This window comes from Streptomyces cahuitamycinicus, assembly GCF_002891435.1.
GTDB classification, from domain to species: Bacteria; Actinomycetota; Actinomycetes; order Streptomycetales; family Streptomycetaceae; genus Streptomyces; species Streptomyces cahuitamycinicus.
Map to the genome: position 1 here is coordinate 1 of NZ_POUC01000558.1, position 4,268 is coordinate 4,268.

At 70.9% G+C, this 4,268-nt stretch carries 4 protein-coding genes; 2 read left to right on the plus strand and 2 right to left on the minus strand.

The genetic code is table 11. The annotated features are described in order from the left end of the window. Both C1J00_RS39145 and C1J00_RS39150 read right to left on the minus strand, forming a co-directional pair. A partial coding sequence (locus C1J00_RS39145; protein WP_245936686.1) for a DeoR/GlpR family DNA-binding transcription regulator occupies window positions 1-755 on the minus strand: 755 nt, incomplete at its 3' end. A gap of 202 nt (window positions 756-957) precedes the next feature. Next, window positions 958-2,406, minus strand: a complete 1,449-nt coding sequence (locus tag C1J00_RS39150) for an NAD(P)H-quinone dehydrogenase (RefSeq protein WP_102913634.1) — start codon at window positions 2,404-2,406, stop codon at window positions 958-960. Window positions 2,407-2,502: 96 nt separating this feature from the next. On the opposite strand from C1J00_RS39150, the gene C1J00_RS39155 reads away from it, so the two are divergent. After that, entirely contained in the window at window positions 2,503-2,940 is a 438-nt protein-coding gene (locus tag C1J00_RS39155) for a gamma-glutamylcyclotransferase family protein (RefSeq protein ID WP_102913635.1), read from the plus strand. 97 nt (window positions 2,941-3,037) lie between these two features. Further along, window positions 3,038-3,862: a purine-nucleoside phosphorylase gene (locus C1J00_RS39160; RefSeq protein ID WP_102913636.1), complete on the plus strand. Its 825-nt coding sequence runs from the start codon at window positions 3,038-3,040 to the stop codon at window positions 3,860-3,862. Window positions 3,863-4,268: the final 406 nt, after the last annotated feature.

Here is a 4,268-nt window from a genome sequence, read left to right on the forward strand (position 1 = left end):
GAACCCCCCTGCCCCCCGGCCACGGCAATCTGCACACCCTGGTCGGCAAGCGCCTGGAGTTCCGTGGCCGCACGGTCGTCGTGGGGGGGCGGCTCGTCCGTGACGAGGCGCGTGATGAGATCCGTGGGCACGGTCTGGAACATGGTGTCGGTACCGAGCTTCGTGTGGTCCGCGAGCACCACCACCTCCGCCGCGGCCTGCACCAGCGCCCGGTCGACGGACGCCGACAGCATGTTGGACGTGGACAGCCCCCGCTCGGCGGTCAGCCCGCTCCCGGACAGGAACGCCCGCGACACCCGCAGCCCGTGCAGGGACTGCTCGGCACCACTGCCGACGAGGGCGTAGTTCGAACCGCGGAGCGTACCGCCGGTCATCACCACCTCGACCCGGTTGGCATGGGCCAACGCCTGGGCGACGAGGAGAGAGTTGGTGACGACGGTGAGCCCGGGCACCCGGGCGAGCCGGCGCGCCAGCTCCTGGGTCGTCGTACCCGCCCCGACCACGATCGCCTCCCCCTCTTCCACGAGGTTCGCGGCGAGGTCGGCGATGGCGGTCTTCTCGGCGGTCGCGAGATGAGACTTCTGCGGAAAGCCGGACTCCCGCGTGAAACCGCCCGGCAGTACCGCACCGCCGTGCCGGCGGTCGAGGAGTCCTTCTGCCTCCAGCGCGCGCACGTCCCGCCGTACGGTCACTTCGGAGGTCTGGACGACGCGGGCGAGCTCACGGAGCGACACGGCCCCGTTCGCTCGCACCATTTCGAGGATCAATTGGCGACGTTCTGCAGCGAACACGAAACTGACAGTAACGCCACCGACCGTCTGCTTTCAGCAGTTTGCGCTGAATAGCAGAAGATGTTCGCACCGAGCAGCAGGAAGTGGTATAAGGCCTTAGTCCTGCCGCCTATGCCGTACGCATGGTCGAACACTCCCCGTGACCAGCGAGGAGCCGGTTTCGGCCTCAGCCGGCGCCGTCCTCCTTGCGAGTATGCAACTGCCGTGCCACCTCGGCGATCGAGCCCGACAGCGAGGGGTAGACGGTGAAGGCCTTCGCGATCTGCTCGACGGTCAGATTGTTGTCGACCGCGATCGAGATCGGGTGGATCAGTTCCGAGGCGCGCGGCGCCACGACGACTCCACCCACCACGATGCCCGTGCCCGGACGGCAGAAGATCTTGACGAAGCCGTCCCGGATGCCCTGCATCTTCGCGCGCGGGTTGCGCAGCAGCGGCAGCTTCACGACCCGGGCGTCGATCTTCCCGCCGTCGACGTCGGCCTGCGTGTAGCCGACGGTGGCGATCTCGGGGTCGGTGAAGACGTTCGAGGAGACCGTCTTCAGGTTCAGCGGGGTCACGGCGTCGCCCAGGAAGTGGTACATCGCGATGCGGCCCTGCATGGCGGCCACGGACGCGAGGGCGAACACTCCGGTCACGTCACCGGCCGCGTACACGCCCGGAGCGGTCGTACGCGACACCTTGTCGGTCCAGATGTGACCCGACTCGCGCAGCCTGACCCCGGCGTCCTCCAGCCCCATACCGGCGCTGTTGGGCACGGCACCGACGGCCATCAGGCAGTGCGATCCGGTGATGACGCGCCCGTCGGAGAGGGTCACCTCGACCCGGTCCCCCACCCGTTTGGCGGACTGCGCCCGGGAACGCCCCATGACGTTCATGCCGCGCCGCCGGAAGACGTCCTCCAGCACGACGGCAGCGTCCGGGTCCTCACCCGGCAGCACCCGGTCCCGCGACGACACGAGCGTCACCCTCGAACCCAGTGCCTGGTAGGCGCCGGCGAACTCGGCACCGGTCACACCCGACCCGACCACGATGAGCTCCTCCGGCAGCTCGTCGAGGTCGTACACCTGGGTCCAGTTCAGGATCCGCTCACCGTCCGGCTGGGCGTCGGGCAGCTCGCGGGGCTGCCCGCCGGTCGCGATGAGCACGGCGTCAGCCGTGAGCGTCTCCTCACTCCCGTCGGCGGTGCGCACCACGACCTTGCGCGACCCGTCGAGCGCCTGCATGCCCTCCAGCCGCCCGCGCCCGCGCATGACACGCGCCCCGGCGCGCGTCACGGAGGCGGTGATGTCGTGCGACTGGGCGAGCGCGAGCCGCTTCACACGCCGGTTGACCTTGCCCAGGTCGACGCCCACGACCCGGGCGGCCTGCTCGATGTGCGGGGTGTCGTCGGCGACGATGATCCCCAGCTCCTCGTACGAGGAGTCGAAGGTGGTCATCACCTCGGCCGTGGCGATCAGGGTCTTCGACGGCACGCAGTCGGTGAGCACCGACGCCCCGCCCAGACCGTCGCAGTCGACGACGGTCACCTCCGCGCCGAGTTGGGCGGCCACCAGGGCCGCTTCGTATCCGCCGGGTCCGCCACCGATGATCACGATCCGAGTCACATACCCCATTGTCCCGCACCGCTCGGCGGGCCACCGCCCCGGGGCCCCGCCGATGCGCCTGTTGTTACGACAGTGACGCCGGGCGGCCTGCCGTACCCTTCCCCCATGTCGCTCTACGCCGCGTACGCCGGCAACCTCGACGCGCGGCTGATGTCCCGCCGCGCCCCGCACTCGCCGCTGCGCGCCACCGGCTGGCTGAACGGCTGGCGGCTGACCTTCGGCGGCGAGCACATGGGCTGGGAGGGCGCGCTGCCGACGATCGTGGAGGACCCGTTCTCCCAGGTCTTCGTGTCCCTGTACGACATCGCCCCGATGGACGAGGAGTCGCTCGACCGCTGGGAGGGCGTGGGCCTCGACATCTACCGTCGTACGCGCGTCCGGGTCCACACCCTGGACGGTGAGGACTCCGCCTGGGCCTTCACCCTGAACGCCTACGAGGGCGGCCTGCCCTCCGCCCGCTACCTGGGAGAGATCGCCGACGCGGCCGAGTCGGCCGGCGCTCCCCACGACTACGTCATGGAGCTCCGCAAGCGTCCCTGCTGACGGCGGCCCTTCTCGTCGGAAACGACAAGACAACGATCGCCACCCCGTGAGCTCTGCCATCTACGCGCGTAGGCATTCACCGGCTACCCTCGTCGGCGTGAACGCATCTCTTCTTCCGGACGACATCCAGGGCGACCCCCACGCGGCCGCCGACGCCGCCGCGGCCCGCCTGCGCGAACTCACGGGCGCCGAGACCCACGACGTCGCCCTCGTGATGGGCTCCGGCTGGGCCCCGGCCGTGGACGCCCTGGGCGCCCCCGAGGCCGAGTTCCAGGTCACCGAGCTCCCCGGTTTCCCGCCGCCGGCGGTGGAGGGCCACGGAGGCAAGATCCGCTCGTACCGGATCGGCGACAAACGCGCCTTGGTCTTCCTGGGCCGTACGCACTACTACGAGGGCCGGGGGGTGGCCGCGGTCGCCCACGGCGTCCGCACGGCGGTCTCGGCCGGCTGCAAGACGGTCGTCCTCACCAACGGCTGCGGCGGCCTGCGCGAGGGCATGCGCCCCGGCCAGCCGGTCCTCATCAGCGACCACATCAACCTCACCGCCACCTCCCCCATCATCGGCGCGAACTTCGTCGACCTCACCGACCTGTACTCGCCGCGTCTGCGAGCCCTGTGCAAGGAGGTCGACGCCACGCTGGAGGAGGGCGTCTACGCCCAGTTCCCCGGCCCGCACTACGAGACGCCGGCCGAGATCCGCATGGCCCGTGTCATCGGCGCGGACCTGGTGGGCATGTCGACGGTCCTGGAGGCGATCGCCGCACGTGAGGCGGGTGCCGAGGTCCTGGGCATCTCCCTCGTCACCAACCTCGCCGCGGGCATGACGGGTGAGCCCCTGAACCACGAGGAGGTCCTCCAGGCGGGCCGCGACTCCGCGACGCGCATGGGTTCGCTCCTGACGCAGGTCCTCGGCCGCCTGTAGGAAGGCTTCGCGGCTGTGGCTGCTCCGCCTGCCGTCCGGCGGCTGCGGTCCGCAGTGGCTGGTCGCGCAGTTCCCCGCGCCCCTGGGAGGGTCATGGCCGCCTGCGCGAGAAGGCAGCCGCGGCCGCCACCCAGGGAACATGGCCACCGGCCGCCCGCAGCGGCAAGGGGACGTGTCGGGGGTGTCCGCAGCGGCAGGGGGACGCGTCCGCACCCGCGTACGGCGAGAAGGGGACGTGCCGGGGGGTGTCCGCAGCGGCAAGCGGACGCACCCGCACCCGCGTACGGCGAGAAGGGGACGTGTCGGGGGGTGTCCGCCCGCAGCGGTTGGCGCGCAGCGGTACACCAGTCAGCGGTACGCAAACCCATCGCGCCGTTCCGAGGACGGACACCCCCCGGCACGGCCC